Origin of the sequence: Methylophaga sulfidovorans, assembly GCF_900114205.1 — a bacterium.
Lineage (GTDB): Bacteria > Pseudomonadota > Gammaproteobacteria > Nitrosococcales > Methylophagaceae > Methylophaga > Methylophaga sulfidovorans.
The window spans coordinates 22,664-41,052 of record NZ_FOSH01000001.1; the positions used below are offsets into that span (position 1 = coordinate 22,664).

The following is an 18,389-nucleotide window of genomic DNA, read 5'->3' on the forward strand; positions in this document are numbered from 1 at the left end:
CAGAGTAAAGTTATACTTGATTAACTCTAAGTATCAACACGTTGAAAACTTAATTTAACTCTGACCCCAATTATTCGAAAAATACGCAAGCTTAATTCGAGCCGATAATCTCAACCCGCTCAGCTTGGCAATGAAGCTGCTGCCCGGCTCTGGCTGGATCGTATGTGATGCCAATCAAGCGCACTTGATCTTTACGTTTAAGCTGTTTAAAAAATGCGGTTTGATCAAGCCGCCGCTGCTTTTGCTGCTCTATCGTATCCGTTGAATCATGGGCAAACGCCATGACCATCGCTGTACCTCGGCAAATCTGTTGCCAGTCGGTACGGGCATCAGCCCGCACTCGCATCTCTCCTCTGAGTATTCCCGTCCATAGGCCTTCAACATCCGGCATAGTTGTGCGAGCAGGTTCCGCTTTTGCTGGGGCATTTTGTGTTCGATTAACGGGCGGTGGCGTTTTCGTCAAACCTTGCTGCGCCCTCGCATAATCCCTATGGCATCTTTCCACCCCAATATCACTCAACAATTCAGGATATTGAGTTAACGTATCACCATAGCGTGCGCAACTCGACAAACACAGATGGGCGAGCTTCTGGCCTTCGACTGTTTGAGCCATTGACCGACATGTCTCTCCTTTTTCACGTATATCATCAATAACAGCATTCGACGCCATCACCGTGGTATGAGTGAAACATAAAAAGGCAACAAACGTGAAAGCAGTTTTCATCTTATTTCCTCATTTAATTATCAAGAGCCTAGGCGGAACAAACTGACTATTCGTGTTTACTCTAGCCTACCCACTCGGACTACTGCAATGCATCATTGCGGTTGGGGGGGGGAAACCAATGGCAAAACGGAAAACCAATGGGGTCAGACTCGATTGGTTTTGCTTGACTGACGGTAAGCCGTTGAGCGCCTATCTCCTCCTCTAGCAGCAGGACTCGCTCGACGATTCAGTTGTTGCTCAATCTTGTCTTTAAAGTAACGATTACCTAACACCCATGACTTATTGGTTGCTTCACGTATCTCTGCCATTGTTTCATCACTCAGGTGATTATCAAACAACGCTCGGTATGCTTGTTGACGGTACTCAGTTGTATCACCTAATTTTAAATATTCTTCATGAGGCGTTAATAACGCATTGTCTTTTCCTAAGGCATTATAACCATAACTTGACCAAGGGTAATCTGCGGGATGTTCTGCCATATCACGAGCTCGTACAGGGTTGAGTTCAATATACCGGTAACACGTCAGAAGGTATTGTTCTGTATCAACTAATGTCGCTTTATAGCGTCCTTCCCATAACGTACCCGTACGATGATAACTGTGGTTAAAATACTGAACGTAATAGCGTCCGACCATCTGTATCAGCTTACTCAAACCTATTTCAGTATGCGGGGTTATCAATAAATGCACATGGTTTGTCATCAGCACATAAGCATGTAATGAACATTCATGTTTAATGCACGCTTGCTTTAGCTTTTCAAGATAGAAGTGATAATCCTCATCAGCCAGAAAAATAGGCTCTCGATTATTGCCTCGAATAATCACATGTTGAGGATGGTCGGGAATAACAAAACGAGGTAAGCGAGCCATTGTTCAATCCTTGAATAATGAGAGAGCTTGAGTCTAAATAACTTTATCCCCTACATCAATCACACCAATCGAGTCTGACCCCATTGGTCTGGAGCGAAGCGAGTAAAATTTCCGTGTGCAGTGACTTGTTAAGTGCCGACTACGTCGGGATTCGGCACTGCATTATGCAAGAAAAATGGCGTATGGTCTGCTGCGTTAATTCCACCATCATGCTCAGTACCTAAGTCCTTCGGTGTGACGTCCATTGTGGGCCATATTTTATTGTGTCCAATAAACCTATCTAAGTTAAGCTTATTTAACTCTAAAAATAGATAATCCTCAGTTTCACCGCGGCTAACTCCTGATGCCCAATATGAAAATGAGCTAGCAACAATATCTGAAACCTGAAGCTGAAAAAATTGATCGGAACTAGAAAATTTTAATGACCTCCCCTTTAAGGGAAGCTGATATTTTCTCCTATCGTAACCCAGTTCAATATCTGTTTGCGTCCAGTCCATAAATTGAGCAAATAACATCCTCTGATTTTCTATACTATGGGAATCATCATGAATAATATGAAACCCTTCAGGGTATGCATGTCCCCATAGAATACAGTGTGAAAATAGAGCTGGAATTGATGGGTCTAAGGAGGATTTATCTATACCCTCTAAGGCGTCATGGACACATTTTTTTGTGTCCAATATTAGGTCAATATTTCTATTATACTCGTCATTAATAGATGAAACTTTAACGTTTTCTGCTGACAAATAGAAATTGTCGATACTTTCTTGATCCTGAGTTCGAATCATCACAACGAAAGCCTTATACATAGACTTAACTAAATCAGAATCATGAAATGTAGGTAAGCAATAATAAAGCATATTTGATAGAGCAATATTTCTGCCGTTTAAATAGAGGTCTTCTCCATTCAAGTGCATCATATGTTCGATGAGAATATCTACAATTTTTGAAGTTATCATGAACTCTTTCAAAAAAATGTTGACCTTTACATTCTCAGGTTCAATTAAATTACTACGCATCAGGCGAATTATACCGTCTTGACCTGACTTTCTTCGCCTAAGGTTTTTGAAGTGAGCTTCATGTGGTGATTTAGAATCAATAAGCTTTAATAAATTTTGAGCTTCTATGTTTGAAAGCATGCAACTCGCTAGAGTAAACACAGGTTGATTTTCATCCAAAAGATTGGAGCCAGTATTTCCTGACTCATCCAGATATATTGTGGGTATCTTTTCTTTCTCTCGCAATTCCTTCGACTTCATCTGATTATCCTTTCTTTTCGTAATGCCTTTTTAAAGTCTATCTTAGATTTACTATTTGTACTCACTGGTAACCTAGGCATTTAACAGTCTGTTTTATGAGGCCGCTGGCCTCATAATAAATATTAAACAGGCGGCCTTATAATTCATTTTAAAAAAATATAAAAAATTGATTTTTAATCAATTTCTATTTATTTCTTTTGAATTATGAGGCCAATTTTTTGAACTGACAGTGAAAAATAGTGCCTGACATTACTTATTTTGGAAAGGCGGTTTTATGAAGTCATATAATGATTTTATTCAGGTAGTCGCAGGAAACTGGCCGCTGACTGATGGTTGTTAAGATGAGGCACCACTCCCAAGCAGGGAGCATCAATACGGCTCGTTAAGGTCTCTATCATTTCAGTTGATTCTGATTGTTCAGCCACATGATTCGCCACCCAGCCAGCCAGTTTGAGACCTTGTTGTTCAATGGCTGCCACGGTCAATAAGGCATGATTAATACAACCTAGTTTAATTGCCACTACCAAAATTACCGGCAATTGAAGTTCAACAGCAAGATCGGCCATGGTGCTTTCTGCGTTTAGTGGTACATACCAGCCTCCCGCCCCCTCCACAATGACTGCGTCTGCCTGTTCAGCGATCAATTCATAGCTGTGTTTAATCTTGGCAAGAGAGAGTGTTACTCCTTCTCGCTCCGCCGCAATATGGGGGGCAATAGCTGGTTCAAAAGCATAAGGATTGATCAGTGAATAAGCTAAATCCGTCTGGCTTTGTTTGATTAATGCGAGTGCATCTTCATTTTTCCACTGCTCATCTAACCATTCACAACCGCTGGCAATCGGTTTCATGCCAACTGTTTTATAGCCTTGTTGTTGCAGTAGAGATACCAAGCCCACACTGATAAAGGTCTTCCCTACTTCAGTATCTGTGCCTGTTATAAAAAAATGTGTGCTGGTCATAATCGTTTGATCTCACTGATCGGAATATAAACACTGTCGTCATCAGTTCGGCATTGGCCTGATTGAGCTAATTTCCATGCATGACCAAAGATGACTTCATAACTGGCAGGTAAACCGTCAGCTTGGCGAAATGTTTCATACGAGGAAATCACTTTTTGCATCAGTTGCTTGCCGGTCAGGCCACGACGGCGACCTTCATTCACATTACGTGCACCAAGGATTTTTAGATCCCGCATCACACTCATCGCATCGTTATAACTGAGTTTATATGGCTCCATATCCAGCACACAGTCCGCTAAGCCGCTGGCTGTCATGGCATCACCCACATCATGCATATCGTAAAATAAATTCACATGAGGATAGCTATCTACTTCAGCCCAAGCCTGACGTAGTTCCGTCAAGGTATCCGGCCCCAGACTGGTAAACATCAATAGTCCCTGTGGTTTAAGCACCCGGAAAATTTCACTGAAACAACGTTTAGGATCACACCACTGTAATGCCAGATTGGCATAGATAAGATCAACGCTGTTATCTGCCAGAGGAATGGCTTCGGCATCGCCTGTCAATACCTGTAAACGTGGCTGGTTTGGTAACCAGCGTTTAATGCCTTGATCATGCCGATAACGCTTTTCGGCCTGCTTTAACATTTGCGGCGCAATATCGACAGCCACTAATTGAGCATGAGGATAGCGCTTTTGTAATAACGATAAGTTACGTCCGGTCCCCGCTCCCAAATCCAGTATGGTCTGCGGTTCAATAGTGATATATGACAAGCGCTCTAATAACTCATCGGCTGTTTGTCTTTGCAAGACAGCCACATCATCATAATGCTCGGCGGCGGCAGAAAATGACTGAGCCACTCTTTTTTTATCGGGACGATATTCACTCATGGATAAATTGTTCTATCACTAATTGGCATTGCTGAGGCTGCGAAATAAACGGCGCGTGGCCTAATCCTGTCATGACATCAATGCGCAGTTTTGGCTGCAACTTCTGTACATATTCCACTAATGAAACTGGAATAAGATGATCATTCTCTGCCAGAATCAGCTGAACAGGACACTCAACCGTTTTTAACGCATCACGAAAATCCCAGTTAGCAAGACATTCAAGCCCAGCCTGTAAAGCCTGGGGGTGAGGTTCATGCTGTTGAGCCAGTTGTTCACTTAATTGTTTAATCACTTGCCGGGGCTGATTCGCGCCTTTTGCTTGCAGCATAATAAAACGTTGCAAGGTCTGTTGTTGATCTTCCGCTAAGCTGGCTGAAAATGTTTCAAAAACTTCTGGAGGCATCGCACAAGGCCAATCATCTGTTTGTACAAAACAAGGGTTGGCAGCCAGCATAATCAGTTTTTTGACTTTATCAGGATAGTGTTTAGCCATGGCTAATGACACCTGCCCACCTAATGACCAGCCAAGCCAAATGGCCTTTTCTGGTAAAGCCTCTGCTAGCTTGGCTAATAAGATGCTTAATTCAAAATCACCTTCGTGCCAGTCACTTTGACCATGTCCGGGTAAATCAACCAGATGACAGCGAAAGTGCTCGGAGAGTAACTCAAGTAAAGGTGACCAAACACTGCTATGCATACTCCAGCCGTGAACCAATACTAAGTCTGATCCCTGACCTATGCTATTAATGTGCATACGCCTGCTCCAGTGCGCTAAGCAGTCTATCCACATCCTGTTCTGTATGGGCAGCAGAAAAAGTAATTCTCAATCTAGCCGTATTTTTAGGCACGGTGGGTGGACGGATAACACCGACCAGAATGCCTTGTTCTTCTAATTTCGCCCCGATTTCCAGCGCCTTTTTATCTTCACCGATAATGACGGGTTGTATTGGCGTTTCTGAAGACATCAGCTCCAAGCCGAGTTGTTCAGCGCCTTGTCTGAATTGCTGAATTAATTGCTGAAGTTGGTCACGTCGCCATTGTTCTTTTTCAACCAAATCCAGACTGACCAGCGTCGCAGCAGCAATGGCCGGTGGTTGTGCCGTGGTATACACATAGCTACGCGCTTGTTGAATTAAGGTTTCAATGACCAGCTCGTCGGCAGCGACAAAAGCACCGCCAGTGCCAATGGCTTTGCCTAAGGTTCCCACCACAATCGGCGCCTTATCAGCGGTAAGTTGATAATGTGAAACTGTACCTCTGCCACCCTCACCTATCACACCAAAGCCATGGGCATCATCAATCAGAACGGCTGCATGGTGCTGTTCAGATAAGGCCATAATCTCAGGTAAAGGAGCGATATCACCATCCATACTGAATACACCATCACTCACTATCAACCGATGTTTTGCTGTGGCGGCATTATGTAAGCGTTTATGTAATAGCCCCATATCAGCGTGTGGGTAACGTAACTGGTCAGCATCAGTCAGACGACCACCGTCCAGTAAAGAAGCATGATTCCATTTGTCCTGAATCACCGCATCACCGCGATTGAGCAGTCCATCAATCACGCCAAGATTAGCCATATAGCCAGTGGAAAAAAGCAGTACGCGTTGTTGACCTGTAAAATCCGCCAGCTTTTCTTCCAGAGCCTGATGGTAATAACTATGACCGGTTAATAAATGTGCGGCGCCACTACCGACACCTTCTTTATCTACTGCATCTTTGAACGCTTGTTTAATATCAGGATGGGCAGCTAATCCGAGATAATCATTGCTACAGAATGACAGAATGGATTTGTTGCCAAGATGAATATGCACGCCCTGCTCACCGACACGAAGCCGGTTTTGTCGGTAACGCCCCGCCGCTTTGCGTTCAGCTAAAGCGGCGGTCAGTTCACTATGCCAAGGGAGTTTGGCCACTCGGAAATTGAGACGTTATGCTGCTGAAGAACAGCTACGTTCTTCTGTTTTTTCTTCACCAACCCAAGGTGTGATACCTAAACGTTTGAACAATTGCTGATCATGGTTGGTATCAGGGTTGTCAGTGGTTAACAGTTTTTCACCATAGAAAATTGAGTTAGCACCAGCGAGGAAACACATGGCTTGTAACTCATCGGTCATATGCTCACGACCAGCTGATAAACGCACAAATGATTTTGGCATCATGATACGGGCAACAGCAATAGTACGAACAAACTCGATAGGATCCAGATTATCCACACCATCTAATGGTGTACCTTCGACTTGAACTAATAGATTGATAGGCACGCTTTGTGGTTGTGTTGGCAGGTTAGCCAGGCTGATCAACAAACCGGCACGGTCATGACGACCTTCGCCCATGCCAACAATACCGCCACTACATACATTAATACCGGCATCACGAACATGACTTAAGGTATTCAAACGATCTTCATAGGTACGGGTAGTAATAATTTCACCGTAAAATTCAGGTGAGGTATCCAGGTTGTGGTTGTAATAATCAAGGCCAGCATCTTTTAAGCGCTTAGCTTGATGCTCTTCAAGCATGCCTAATGTGACACAGGTTTCCAGACCTAAGCTCTTCACACCTTCGACCATTTCTGCAACACGTTCCAGATCACGGTCTTTCAGGCTACGCCAGGCAGCGCCCATACAGAAACGATTCGCACCGGCTTCTTTAGCTTCATTGGCGGATTTCATCACTTCATCAAGTGGCATCAATGGTTCAGCTTTTACAGCTGATTCGTGATGTGCACTTTGTGGGCAATAACCACAGTCTTCGGCACAACCACCGGTTTTAATACTTAATAAGGTACTAATCTGCACCGCATTGGCATCAAAGTTGGCACGATGAACAGTTTGTGCTTTAAACATCAGGTCGTTAAAGGGCATGGCAAATAAGGCTTCAACCTCTTGCTGGCTCCAGTCGTTGCGGATTGTTGCTTGGGTTTCTGCTACATTCTCAGGCATGATGACTCTTTACTGATTTAAAGGATTAAATTAGGTCATGTCATGGCAAATCTGCTCTCACTGACACAACAATTCCGACAATTATACAGGAAAGTATTTCCAATTCCGTGTTTACTCTGCGGGCTGGCAACAGACGATCAGGCGCTATGTGAAAGCTGCATCGCTGAATTACCTGTTATCCAACAGTGTTGTATACGATGTGCTATACCATTAGCCAATGCGCAAATTTGCGGGCAATGTCTGAAAAAGCCGCCCATTCAGGACATAAGTCTGAGCCTGTATCGCTATGAACAAGCCATTCCCAGAATGATGTCAGCACTGAAATATCACCGGCAAATTCAGCTTGCTGAAATGTGTGCCCAAGAGTTTATTTCGTATCATACCTTGGCTACGCTACCGGACGTTTTGCTTCCAATACCACTGCATCCAAGCCGGCTGCGACAACGTGGTTATAACCAATCTCTGTTATTTGCAGACTCACTCGCTAAATTATTGAAAATTCCTTGTCGACCAGAATTACTGAAACGTATTAAAAAAACGGCGACACAGACGCAGCTTAATGCAAAACAACGTCATAAAAATATGCGACAGGCTTTTGAGTATAGTTCCTCTTTTGTGCCTCAGCATGTGGCAATTATTGATGACGTGATGACATCGGGGGCAACAACACATGAAGCCGCACGTGTATTAAAACGGGTGGGAGTAGAAACAATAGAAGTATGGACAATTGCACGTGCAATAAGCCATTATTAGTGTTAACTAAATCACACTTAGGCTCATAAGGCGTTTGGATGCAAGATATCGCCACCTTACAAGCACGTTTGGACGAACTACTTCGCATCGCTAAAAGCAATGAGCGAAAACAGACCAATTTTCAGGAATACGAGCTGGCACTCCTTGCCAGTAATAACCTTCATGAACTCTTAAGCATTGTGCTGGAAGAGCATAAAGAACGTTTTCAACTGACCGATGTTACCCTGCTATTACATGATCCGGAATATGAATTCCAACGTTTAATCGAAGCCCAACCGGTTAATTCGACATGGCAGGATAAGCTTATCTTTACTGAATCAGCGCATCTGTTAAATCAGTATTTCAGCCCCTTACGTAAAACACGTCTGATCCGTTATTCACCTCATCAACATGCTTTTTTATTTCCTGATCAAGCCGAGCTTGGCTCTATCGCTTTACTGCCATTGATCAGGCATAACATATTAATCGGCAGCCTGAATTTAGGTAGCCGCAATCCAACACGATTCGAAAGCAATATTGGCACGCAGTTTCTGGAACACCTGGCAGCAGTGATGTCAGCTTGTCTGGAAAATGCTCGCTTACATGAACATATTAAGTTGGTCGGTTTGCGTGATCCTCTAACAGGTATCAACAATCGTCGTTTCTTTGACCAACGCATCAGTGAAGAAGTCAGCCGTGCCAAGCGTATTAATATCCCCCTAAGCTGTTTGTTTATTGATTTGGATTTTTTTAAACGCATTAATGATCACTACGGGCATCAAGCGGGTGATGCAGTGCTTAAACAAGTATCACAACTTTTGAATGATCGTTTACGTAATAGTGATGTGCTCGCCCGTTATGGCGGCGAAGAATTTGTCATATTGTTAGCTGATACCAGTGCTGAAGATGCGGCTTTGATAGCTGAGCAGATTCGTCATCGCGTCGAAAAAACAGACTTTATTATTCCATCTGGTAAAACCATCCACGCGACTCTCTCCATTGGCTTGGCAACACTTGGTCAACATGGTCATATTCATGACACAAAATCCCTGATTGCAGCAGCAGATCAAGCAGTATATGCAGCCAAGTTATCGGGTCGCAATCAAATCAAACAGGCACGTTAAATGTTACTCACAACGTTTGTCATTAATACCTTTATTTTTGTCACCACCATACTCATCCATTACGAAACCTTGTATCAGTTAGCTAAACATCTTCCTGCTTTACATATCATTCATCGTTATCGGGTGTTACTGGCGGTGATGGTGGTTATGCTGGCGCATATCGTAGAAATTTGGCTATTTGCTATCGGTTATTACCTGATGATCCATTCAGGAGATTTTGGCACGCTGATGGGAAATATTGATTCCAGCTTACTGGATTGCAGCTACTTTTCTTTTACTACCTATACCACGCTGGGATTTGGTGATATCGAACCGACCGGATATATACGCTTTTTAACCGGGCTGGAATCACTGACGGGATTAGTGATGATTACCTGGTCGGCTTCTTTTGTGTTTTTGGAAATGCAGAAGTACTTGCCAAAACGCTAGTTGTTATTGCTTTATTATCGCTGAGGGATGCCTGATATTCATATAAAACTGTTTACCCTGTCGGTGAATCCAGCCACGCACTTCAACAGTTTGATTAAGGTAACTTTTTAAATCAGCAAAATAAACGCTATCTTTGTTTTTAATCGCTAATCTGAAATGGTTATCAGCCTCCAGAAAAAGCGTCTTTTTACCTTGTTTTATTGATTTAAGTTTTAACTTGATTCGCTGCCAGCCTCGGTAGTTCTTACCTGCTTTTAATTCAGATAGTCGTTTTACCCGATAGTCAGGCAAAGACCAGATACCTTTTTTCGTTTGTTCCGCTTGGTTTTGTGCAGCAATAAGCTGATCGCTATAACGCAAGTTGGGCGGAATCAAAGTGAGTGAAGCAAGCCCTTCTTCAATCAGCATCGCATTTAAATAACGGCCATCAGGCAAAAAACAATGGGCTAAAAAACGATCATATTTATCTTGCTGTTGCTGATCATATTCAATCAAAAGTGTGTGCTTATTTAATGTTTTTTGTAACCACTTTTTTGCCCGTTCACCACCGGCTTCACCATCTCGATAACGGCTCTGAACCTCCGGGGTATTAATCCCAACTAAACGAACAACCTGACCGGACTGTAACTCGATTGTGTCACCGTCAATAACTCGCTTCAGGGTGACACGGTAACGGTATGGTGTTGACTTGCTCGATATTAAGGTCGCATTTTCAGACGGCTGATTAGAAAAAACACTTTGACCCTGAGCATTTTGAGATTGGTATATCGGTGTGGCTTGGCAAAGAACAGGTATGACTAAGGCGATAAACACCAATATCATTCGCATCGTTTTCCTCCATGAATAACGATAATAGGTATTAAACGTCGTCGAACATATTACTTATCAATTCTTTCTGTTTGCTGATTTCGTTTCTCAGATCGGCAATCAATGATTTCAACATTTGAGCAACGGAATTAAAGCGTGTGGCATGACTCTCTGCATGCGCCGCCTCCACAGAGCAATAAATGGTTAAATAATCCCCTTTCGCTACCGCAACGGGTAATTCTTCTAATGCTGACTGGAGTTGAAATAACAGTTGTTTCTTTTCAGCATCAGTCGGGCTATCCGCTAATTCCCGTAATAAATCTCTGGAGCGATCAATTTCATGTTTGATTTCCAGCCCTAGCTCCTGAATGCCTTGGGTCAGCACACGAAATGCATCACCTTCAGAACCGGCCCGGGCAGCTGCGCTCACCGCATTGGATGCCAGCAAACGCATTTTCTTTAACATAGGATTAAGATCATCCATTGCCCTTGCCAGAGCATCTGTTTGCTGCTGTAAACTTGAAGAAGACATTTCTGATATTGCGTTCATTTACCTACCGACAGAATACTGTAATGAATGACCAGACTGACAAAGATAATCAACCCAACCCAGTTATTATTTAAAAATGCTTGTAAACAGCGTTGTGGTTGTCGATCTTTTGCCAAAATTTGTTGATAGACAAACAAGCCACTAGCCAGAAACAGCCCCAGGTAAAAAATAAACCCCATCTCTAATTGCAGACCGACTAACACCATCACCACTATATAGCCGACTTGCATAATGCCCTGGATAACCAGGTCATCATCACCAAATAATACGGCTGTCGATTTCACTCCGGCCAGCAGATCGTCTTCCCGGTCTGCCATCGCATAAAAGGTGTCGTACATGGTTGTCCAGATAATATTAGCCAGAAACAATAACCAGGCCATTACCGGAACTGTATTAGTTTGTGCGGCAAACGCCATCGGAATCGCCCAACCAAATGCCATACCTAAATAAATCTGTGGGAAATAGGTATAACGTTTCATAAAAGGGTATGTCGCGGCCAGAAACACACCACCCAGCGACAACCAGATGGTCAAGCTATTCAGCAAGGACACCAGAATAAAGGCCACCAAGGCCATGCCTATAAACACATAAACCGCTTGTCTGGCTGTTAACTCTCCAGTTGCCAGAGGACGGTTTTGTGTTCGCCAGACACTGCCATCTATCTCCCTATCGGCAAAATCATTAATCGCACAACCAGCTGAACGCATTAAAATCACACCCAAAATGAAAACCACTAACACGGTGATATCAGGCAGACCCTCAGCAGCAATCCATAAAGCTGATAATGTTGGCCATAACAAAAGTAAAATACCAATGGGTCTATCCAGTCGCATCAACTGGATATAAGGCATAATACGTTGTTGAACCTTACTCACACATAACTCCATTTTTCTGATGGCAAAAATATCTCACACACGAGTACTGGGTGCCCATTCAAGTAAAAACATGAGCGTCTCGCCCATAACATATCAGGACCAATATCCAATACTTCAGTTGCTAATTGATATAACCAATGCTGCGGTGTTAAACACGCCACCTGAATATCGCTTCGACTTAATGTTGGCTCATCAAATAACATCTGACCTAATGGTTTCGTACCTAGGTTATCGAACCGCGACGGCAAGACTTGATAGGTGGATTGAGGAATAATGGTTCGGGCATAAATTTCCGGCTTGTCACCATCACACAATAAAACCTCCCGCTCCAACTGAATACGTCGTAAAGGCTGCTGAAGAAACAGGCTTTCTTCAGGCAAAGCGGTATGCCAGTCATAGTGCAATAATTCGACATTCACAGCTTGCTCGCTGACATATTGCAGCCGCTTGGTAAGCGATCCCGTATCCGTCAGCCACTCACGCAAGTCATGCGGTAACGATTGCTTGCGAGCTGGAAGCCAGTTTGTCCAATGCTTCATTCAAAATCCAACAAATTAAACATGCCCAAAATCAAGTTTGTGAGCAAACCAACGCATCACCAATGCCTCTGCTTTTTCCGGTGCTAACTCAAGCATTTTATTGGCAGCCTGCTCCATAACCAATAACAATTCCTGATCTTCAAGTAAATTAGCGACTCGAAATTGTGGCAAGCCTGTCTGACGAGTTCCTAACACTTCACCGGGTCCACGAATTTCCAGATCTCGCTGAGCAATCACAAAACCATCATTACTTTCACGCAGGCATTTTAATCTGGCCTGGCCATTTTCAGACAGTGGCGCATGGTACATCAAAACACAATGACTCTCGACCTGGCCCCGCCCTACACGGCCACGCAACTGATGTAGCTGTGCCAATCCAAGTCGCTCAGCATTCTCAATCACCATCAAACTGGCATTAGGTACATCCACCCCCACTTCAATGACCGTGGTCGCCACCAGCATATCCAGTTCACCTGACTTGAATGCTGACATCACCTGTTCTTTTTCTGCTGACTTCATCCGACCATGCACAAGGCCTATCTTCAAATCCGGTAAGCACTCCTGCAAGGTGGTCGCTGTATCTTCCGCCGCCTGACACTGCAAATGTTCAGACTCTTCAATTAAAGTGCATACCCAATAAACCTGACGCTGCTGCTGACAAGCGGCGTGAACACGTTCAATCACATCCTGACGTCGGCTATCCGGTACGACGACCGTAGTAACAGGTGTTCTTCCTGGTGGTAATTCATCAATCACAGACACACTTAAATCAGCATAGGCGGTCATTGCCAACGTGCGGGGAATTGGTGTCGCTGTCATCACTAGCTGATGCGGCATAGTATCCACATCCCGGCCTTTATCACGCAGGGCTAGCCGTTGATGAACCCCAAAGCGGTGTTGTTCATCAATAATCACTAAACCAAGTTGGTTAAACACAACTTCATCCTGAAACAAAGCGTGGGTGCCAACGGCAATATTAATCTCACCTGACTTTAGTTGTTCTAATACCTGACGGCGTTGTGAGGCAGTTTGCTTTCCCGCACACCAGCCAACTTTCATTCCCAGCGGTGTCAGCCATTGGGTAAACGTTCTGAAATGTTGTTCTGCCAGTAATTCTGTTGGTGCCATCATCACTGCTTGTGCACCAGCGCTCACTGCATCTATAGCCGCCAACGCCGCCACAACCGTTTTCCCGGAACCCACATCGCCTTGCACCAAACGCTGCATGGGAAATGGCTTTAGCATATCCGCTTCAATCTCAGTCAATACTCGCTGTTGCGCAGCAGTTAACGGAAATGGCAACTGGCTCAATAACGCTTTTCGTTGAGATGGGTCGGGGTTTAACACTGGCGCACGATGATGCTGTGTTTGCTGGCGCAGTTTTTTCATGGTCAGTTGTTGTGCCAGCAACTCTTCATAGGCCAGTCGTTTTTGTGCTGGATGTTGTCTGTCAATCAGCTGTTGCACAGGCGCATCCGGCGGCGGTTGATGAACAAACTTCAACGCTTCCGTCAGAGAAAAATCAGCCACATTATGACAACGGGCTTCAGGGATGACTAACTCCGGCATCAAGCCATTTTCAAGGCTGGCAAGTGCTTGTGTGATTAGCTTCCTCAAGGAAAGTTGATGAAGGCCTTCTGTGGTGGGATAAACCGGCGTCAGTTCAGAATCCACAGGCACAATTTTGTCGGCATCAATTAGCTGATATTCGGGATGCACCATCTCGAAACTGGAAGGCCCGTTACGTACTTCACCAAAACAGCGAATTTTCCGGCCTTTTTCCAGCTGTAATTGTTGGGCTTTGGAAAAATGAAAGAAACGCAGGACTAACGATCCTGTTCCATCTGAGATATGACATAACAAGGAACGACGGCGGCCAAATTTCACTTGTGAGAGCTGAATGGTACCTTCGACCAGGACTTCCTGTTGCAGTCTTAACGCACCAAGCGGCATTAAGCGAGTACGGTCCTGATATCTGAGAGGGAGATGAAACAGCAGGTCCTGGACCTGCTGTACACCAATTTTGACAAGACGTTCGGCAACTTTCCCGCCAACGCCTTTTAATGAAGTCACGGGTTGTGATAATCCATTATCCGCCACCACAACCTTAACCTCCTAAAGGTTAATAATTACGCATTAAGATGCAAGATTGCATCCATTTCCACAGGCACATCTTTTGGTAAAGAAGCCACACCAATCGCTGCGCGTGCTGGGTAAGGTTGTTCAAAATATTCCGCCATGATTTCATTCACGGCACCGAAATAACTTAAATCGGTCAGATAAATATTCAACTTCACCACATCCTGCAAACTGCCGCCAGAGGCTTTCGCTACTGCAGATAAATTATCAAACACACGTTTTACTTGTGTATTGAAGTCACCTTCGATAACCGTCATCGTTTCAGGCACCAACGGAATCTGTCCTGAAAGATAGACAACATCACCCACTTTCACTGCTTGTGAATATGTGCCGATAGCTTCAGGTGCATCCGCTGTATGAATAATTTCGCGAGACATTCATTTCTCCATCAAAGTCTGGTTTTAATTAATACGAGTAATTCTTTCTACCATATCGAGGCGGCGTAAACGACGGATGAGACGCGCTAGATGCTGACGATTGGCCACTTCGATGGTCAAGCGTAAATCGGAATAACCACCGTCGCGTTCATCCACAACAACATTGTCGATATTGGAATCCGATTCCGAAACAACAGCAGCGATAGTCGCAAGCACACCTCGTTGGTTTTTCACATGAATCATGATGTCGACAGGGAAATCACGTGAAACATCAGGTGACCAGGCGACATCCAGCCATTTTTCATTCTGCACACGCAGATGCGAAGTATTTTTACAGCCACGTTGGTGAATAATGATGCCCCGGCCACTACTGACATATCCGTGAATCGGGTCTCCCGGAATCGGATGACAGCAACGAGCAAAACTCACCACCATTCCCTCAGTACCGGCAATCATCAGTGCCTGGGCTTCTGTATCCGGAGTCGATTCATGCACCAGTTTCTGGGCAATTAATAATGCAGAATGGTTACCTAATCCGATATCTTCCAATAAGTCATCAAACTGTTTCAGTTCAAACTCATTAATCAGCTCATTAAAGCGTTCAACCGGAATCTCATCCAGATTGGTAGAAAAGGCCGTCAGATGTTTATTTAACAAACGACGTCCAAGCAATACCGCTTCTTCAGTCTGCAGATGACGTAAATAATTACGAATATTGGTACGCGCTTTCGCCGTTACCACAAAGTTCAACCAGGCAGGGTTAGGATGCGAAGCAGGTGAAGTAATGATTTCCACTGACTCACCTGTTTCCAGCTGGCTGCTCAACGGCACCAGATGACGACCAACACGAGCAGCAACACAGTTATTACCAACATCACTATGCACAGCATAAGCAAAGTCGACCGCTGTTGCGCCTCTTGGTAACGTTAAAATCTCACCTTTTGGCGTAGAGACATAAATTTCGTCTGGGAATAAATCTATACGCAGATTCTCCAGAAACTCCATAGAGTCCCCTGAGCCTTTCTGCATTTCCAGAATCCCTTGCAGCCACTGGCGAGCTTTACGATGCGCCAGGTTATTACCGACTGATTCACCAGTTTTGTATAACCAGTGAGCAGCAACTCCGGCTTCCGCCATATGGTCCATATCACGGGAACGAATCTGCACTTCAATAGGCACACCGTATGGGCCAAACAACACGGTATGTAATGACTGGTAGCCGTTGGCTTTGGGAATCGCAATATAATCTTTGAACTTGCCTTGTACTGGTTTGTACAGATTATGCACAACCCCCAGCATCCGGTAACAAGCGTCAACATCATCGACGATGATGCGGAAAGCATAAACATCCATCACTTCAGAGAAGGACAGTTGTTTGCTGACCATTTTTTTGTACAGGCTATACAGGTTTTTTTCACGACCCTGAATATCAGCGCTTAAGCCTTCCTGTTCCATCCGATTCAGGATAGACGCGGTGATCTGCGTAACAATTTCTTTACGGTTGCCGCGAGATTTTCTTACTGCGTCCTGCAGAACACGGTAACGAATCGGATATAAAACATGGAATCCCAGATCTTCCAGCTCACAACGCATCAGGTTCATACCCAGACGTTGAGCAATGGGTGCGTAGATATCCAACGTTTCATTGGCTATACGACGGCGTTTTTCAGGGCGTAAATGGCCCAGCGTACGCATATTATGGAGGCGGTCTGCCAGTTTGACGATGATGACACGAATATCACGTGACATCGCCAGTAGCATTTTTCTTAAGTTTTCAGCCTGAGCATGCTTTTGCGTTTCAAAAGCCGCTTTTGCTAGTTTGGTGACACCTTCAACTAACTCGCCCACTTCTTCGCCAAACTCTGCGGCCAAGTCGGCTTTTGTCAGTGCAGTGTCTTCAATCACATCATGAAGTAACCCGGCCATAATGCATTCGTAATCCATATGCATCATGGCCAGAACATGGGCGACGGCTAGCGGGTGGGTGATGTAGCGCTCGCCACTGCGGCGAGTCTGGCCTTCATGTGCGTGGTCCGCAAAGTGATAGGCCCTTCGAATCGCATCAACCTGTCCGGATTCGAGATAGTTTGCCGTCGCATAGCACAAGTCATCTATTGTCAATTTGGGTTCTGACTCCTGGATAAAGTCCAGTTCAGATGCAACGGATGGCTTGGCACTCACTGTCGTTTATTCTTCCGATTGTAGTTCTTCGTCACTGACGATGCTTTCTGAAGCATGTTCACGAGCATTGGTTTTTTCGAGAATTTCACGACCAACCAATCCCGCAGCAATCTCACGTAACGCTAAAACGGTAGGTTTATCGTTATCAAGGCTGACCATAGCGTCATCACCCATGGCGATTTCACGTGCACGTTTTGAAGCAACCAGGACTAATTGGAAACGGTTATCAACATTTTCTAAACAATCTTCAACAGTAGTACGAGCCATGGTTTTTCCCAGTTAAAATTTAAAGAATCAATTTTACGAAATATCTTAGCGTTGAGCCAGTAATTCAGCGATTAAGTCGGCTTGAATATTTTTTTGAATCGCTAAGGAATGACGCTGTGCAACGATGATAGATGACAAACTGGTCAACGCCTGCTCAAAATCATCATTGACGATTATGTAGTCAAATTCAACATAGTGCGAAATTTCATTCTCTGCATCACGCATACGTCTGGAGATAACGTCTTCATTATCCTGACCACGATGACGTAAGCGTTGTTCCAGCGTCGCTTTTGATGGAGGCAAAATGAATATGCCTATTGCCTGCTGGAAATTATTTCTGACCTGTTGTGCTCCCTGCCAGTCAATTTCCAGAATGACATCAAAACCATCAGCTAATAACGATTTCACGGCAGCTGATGATGTGCCGTAACTATTATCAAATACCGTAGCAGATTCCAGAAATTCGCCAGCATCGCGCATAGCAGAAAACGTTTGCTGATCTACAAAATGGTAATCCTTACCATTAATTTCACCCTCACGAGGAGGACGGGTTGTATGTGAAACAGATAGTTTAATTTCCGCATGCTGTGCAATAAGCGCATTCACTAAACTGGTTTTGCCTGCACCAGAAGGTGCAGCCACAATAAAAAGATTACCCATCATAAAATTCTGAACGCTGTTAGGAATAATTGGGCAATTATGACAAAAAGCCCTCTGTTT

General features: G+C 44.3%; 20 protein-coding genes. 3 read left to right on the forward strand and 17 right to left on the reverse strand.

The annotated features are described in order from the left end of the window. Positions 1-91: 91 nt before the first annotated feature. The 8 genes from BM232_RS00130 to bioB form a co-directional block, all read right to left on the reverse strand. Positions 92-724, reverse strand: coding sequence for a hypothetical protein (locus BM232_RS00130; protein WP_091711172.1), 633 nt, complete (start codon positions 722-724; stop codon positions 92-94). Positions 725-867: 143 nt separating this feature from the next. Continuing rightward, positions 868-1,593 (reverse strand): transposase, encoded by a 726-nt coding sequence (locus tag BM232_RS00135; RefSeq protein ID WP_091711173.1) that lies wholly within the window; start codon positions 1,591-1,593, stop codon positions 868-870. Between the two features lie 128 nt (positions 1,594-1,721). Then, positions 1,722-2,852, reverse strand: a complete 1,131-nt coding sequence (locus BM232_RS00140; protein ID WP_091711174.1) for a DUF3800 domain-containing protein — start codon at positions 2,850-2,852, stop codon at positions 1,722-1,724. 293 nt (positions 2,853-3,145) lie between these two features. Further along, positions 3,146-3,811, reverse strand: a complete 666-nt coding sequence (gene bioD / locus BM232_RS00145; protein ID WP_091711175.1) for a dethiobiotin synthase — start codon at positions 3,809-3,811, stop codon at positions 3,146-3,148. Further along, complete coding sequence (bioC, locus tag BM232_RS00150) at positions 3,808-4,701, reverse strand: malonyl-ACP O-methyltransferase BioC (protein WP_091711176.1); 894 nt, start codon at positions 4,699-4,701, stop codon at positions 3,808-3,810. Before bioC ends, bioD begins: the two co-directional genes overlap by 4 nt. Next, positions 4,694-5,455, reverse strand: coding sequence for a pimeloyl-ACP methyl ester esterase BioH (gene bioH / locus BM232_RS00155; RefSeq protein WP_091711177.1), 762 nt, complete (start codon positions 5,453-5,455; stop codon positions 4,694-4,696). Before bioH ends, bioC begins: the two co-directional genes overlap by 8 nt. Continuing rightward, positions 5,445-6,620, reverse strand: a complete 1,176-nt coding sequence (gene bioF / locus BM232_RS00160; RefSeq protein WP_091711178.1) for an 8-amino-7-oxononanoate synthase — start codon at positions 6,618-6,620, stop codon at positions 5,445-5,447. The genes bioH and bioF overlap by 11 nt, the downstream gene beginning before the upstream one ends. Positions 6,621-6,635: 15 nt before the next feature. Further along, entirely contained in the window at positions 6,636-7,649 is a 1,014-nt protein-coding gene (gene bioB / locus BM232_RS00165) for a biotin synthase BioB (RefSeq protein ID WP_091711179.1), read from the reverse strand. Positions 7,650-7,691: 42 nt separating this feature from the next. Between bioB and BM232_RS00170 the strand changes: the two genes are divergently transcribed. From BM232_RS00170 to BM232_RS00180, 3 genes are read left to right on the forward strand one after another with little or no spacing between them, the layout of a single operon-like run. Continuing rightward, a complete protein-coding gene (locus tag BM232_RS00170) occupies positions 7,692-8,402 on the forward strand; it encodes a ComF family protein (protein ID WP_091711180.1) in 711 nt (236 codons plus the stop codon). A gap of 38 nt (positions 8,403-8,440) precedes the next feature. Beyond that, on the forward strand, positions 8,441-9,505 hold the full coding sequence (locus BM232_RS00175; protein ID WP_091711181.1) for a GGDEF domain-containing protein: 1,065 nt from the start codon (positions 8,441-8,443) through the stop codon (positions 9,503-9,505). Further along, positions 9,506-9,934 (forward strand): ion channel, encoded by a 429-nt coding sequence (locus BM232_RS00180; protein ID WP_091711182.1) that lies wholly within the window; start codon positions 9,506-9,508, stop codon positions 9,932-9,934. A 3-nt stretch (positions 9,935-9,937) separates the two neighbouring features. Here the strand turns inward: BM232_RS00180 and BM232_RS00185 are convergent, their stop codons facing one another. Genes BM232_RS00185 through gmk form a run of 9 tightly spaced genes read right to left on the reverse strand, consistent with a single transcriptional unit; the run spans position 9,938 to position 18,332 of the window. Next, positions 9,938-10,762: a thermonuclease family protein gene (locus BM232_RS00185; protein WP_091711183.1), complete on the reverse strand. Its 825-nt coding sequence runs from the start codon at positions 10,760-10,762 to the stop codon at positions 9,938-9,940. Positions 10,763-10,793: 31 nt separating this feature from the next. Continuing rightward, complete coding sequence (locus tag BM232_RS00190) at positions 10,794-11,291, reverse strand: hypothetical protein (protein WP_091711184.1); 498 nt, start codon at positions 11,289-11,291, stop codon at positions 10,794-10,796. Further along, positions 11,288-12,166 (reverse strand): 4-hydroxybenzoate octaprenyltransferase, encoded by an 879-nt coding sequence (gene ubiA, locus BM232_RS00195; RefSeq protein ID WP_218153265.1) that lies wholly within the window; start codon positions 12,164-12,166, stop codon positions 11,288-11,290. Before ubiA ends, BM232_RS00190 begins: the two co-directional genes overlap by 4 nt. Then, entirely contained in the window at positions 12,163-12,705 is a 543-nt protein-coding gene (locus BM232_RS00200) for a chorismate--pyruvate lyase family protein (protein ID WP_091711186.1), read from the reverse strand. The genes ubiA and BM232_RS00200 overlap by 4 nt, the downstream gene beginning before the upstream one ends. A 15-nt stretch (positions 12,706-12,720) precedes the next feature. Further along, positions 12,721-14,808, reverse strand: coding sequence for an ATP-dependent DNA helicase RecG (gene recG / locus BM232_RS00205; protein ID WP_091711187.1), 2,088 nt, complete (start codon positions 14,806-14,808; stop codon positions 12,721-12,723). Between the two features lie 26 nt (positions 14,809-14,834). After that, positions 14,835-15,221 carry a RidA family protein gene (locus BM232_RS00210; protein ID WP_091711188.1) on the reverse strand — a complete coding sequence of 129 codons (387 nt, stop codon included), beginning with the start codon at positions 15,219-15,221 and terminating at the stop codon, positions 14,835-14,837. A gap of 24 nt (positions 15,222-15,245) precedes the next feature. Continuing rightward, positions 15,246-17,402, reverse strand: coding sequence for a RelA/SpoT family protein (locus tag BM232_RS00215; protein WP_091711189.1), 2,157 nt, complete (start codon positions 17,400-17,402; stop codon positions 15,246-15,248). Between the two features lie 6 nt (positions 17,403-17,408). After that, positions 17,409-17,669, reverse strand: coding sequence for a DNA-directed RNA polymerase subunit omega (gene rpoZ, locus BM232_RS15240; protein ID WP_091711190.1), 261 nt, complete (start codon positions 17,667-17,669; stop codon positions 17,409-17,411). Positions 17,670-17,714: 45 nt separating this feature from the next. Continuing rightward, positions 17,715-18,332, reverse strand: coding sequence for a guanylate kinase (gmk, locus tag BM232_RS00225; protein WP_091711191.1), 618 nt, complete (start codon positions 18,330-18,332; stop codon positions 17,715-17,717). Positions 18,333-18,389: the final 57 nt, after the last annotated feature.

Coding starts and splice junctions, on each gene's coding strand:
- BM232_RS00130 (WP_091711172.1), bottom strand. CDS start 724: ATGAAAACTGCTTTCACGTTTGTTGCCTTTTTATGTTTCACTCATACC.
- BM232_RS00135 (WP_091711173.1), bottom strand. CDS start 1,593: ATGGCTCGCTTACCTCGTTTTGTTATTCCCGACCATCCTCAACATGTG.
- BM232_RS00140 (WP_091711174.1), bottom strand. CDS start 2,852: ATGAAGTCGAAGGAATTGCGAGAGAAAGAAAAGATACCCACAATATAT.
- bioD (WP_091711175.1), bottom strand. CDS start 3,811: ATGACCAGCACACATTTTTTTATAACAGGCACAGATACTGAAGTAGGG.
- bioC (WP_091711176.1), bottom strand. CDS start 4,701: ATGAGTGAATATCGTCCCGATAAAAAAAGAGTGGCTCAGTCATTTTCT.
- bioH (WP_091711177.1), bottom strand. CDS start 5,455: ATGCACATTAATAGCATAGGTCAGGGATCAGACTTAGTATTGGTTCAC.
- bioB (WP_091711179.1), bottom strand. CDS start 7,649: ATGCCTGAGAATGTAGCAGAAACCCAAGCAACAATCCGCAACGACTGG.
- BM232_RS00170 (WP_091711180.1), top strand. CDS start 7,692: ATGGCAAATCTGCTCTCACTGACACAACAATTCCGACAATTATACAGG.
- BM232_RS00175 (WP_091711181.1), top strand. CDS start 8,441: ATGCAAGATATCGCCACCTTACAAGCACGTTTGGACGAACTACTTCGC.
- BM232_RS00180 (WP_091711182.1), top strand. CDS start 9,506: ATGTTACTCACAACGTTTGTCATTAATACCTTTATTTTTGTCACCACC.
- BM232_RS00185 (WP_091711183.1), bottom strand. CDS start 10,762: ATGCGAATGATATTGGTGTTTATCGCCTTAGTCATACCTGTTCTTTGC.
- BM232_RS00190 (WP_091711184.1), bottom strand. CDS start 11,291: ATGAACGCAATATCAGAAATGTCTTCTTCAAGTTTACAGCAGCAAACA.
- BM232_RS00200 (WP_091711186.1), bottom strand. CDS start 12,705: ATGAAGCATTGGACAAACTGGCTTCCAGCTCGCAAGCAATCGTTACCG.
- BM232_RS00210 (WP_091711188.1), bottom strand. CDS start 15,221: ATGTCTCGCGAAATTATTCATACAGCGGATGCACCTGAAGCTATCGGC.
- rpoZ (WP_091711190.1), bottom strand. CDS start 17,669: ATGGCTCGTACTACTGTTGAAGATTGTTTAGAAAATGTTGATAACCGT.
- gmk (WP_091711191.1), bottom strand. CDS start 18,332: ATGATGGGTAATCTTTTTATTGTGGCTGCACCTTCTGGTGCAGGCAAA.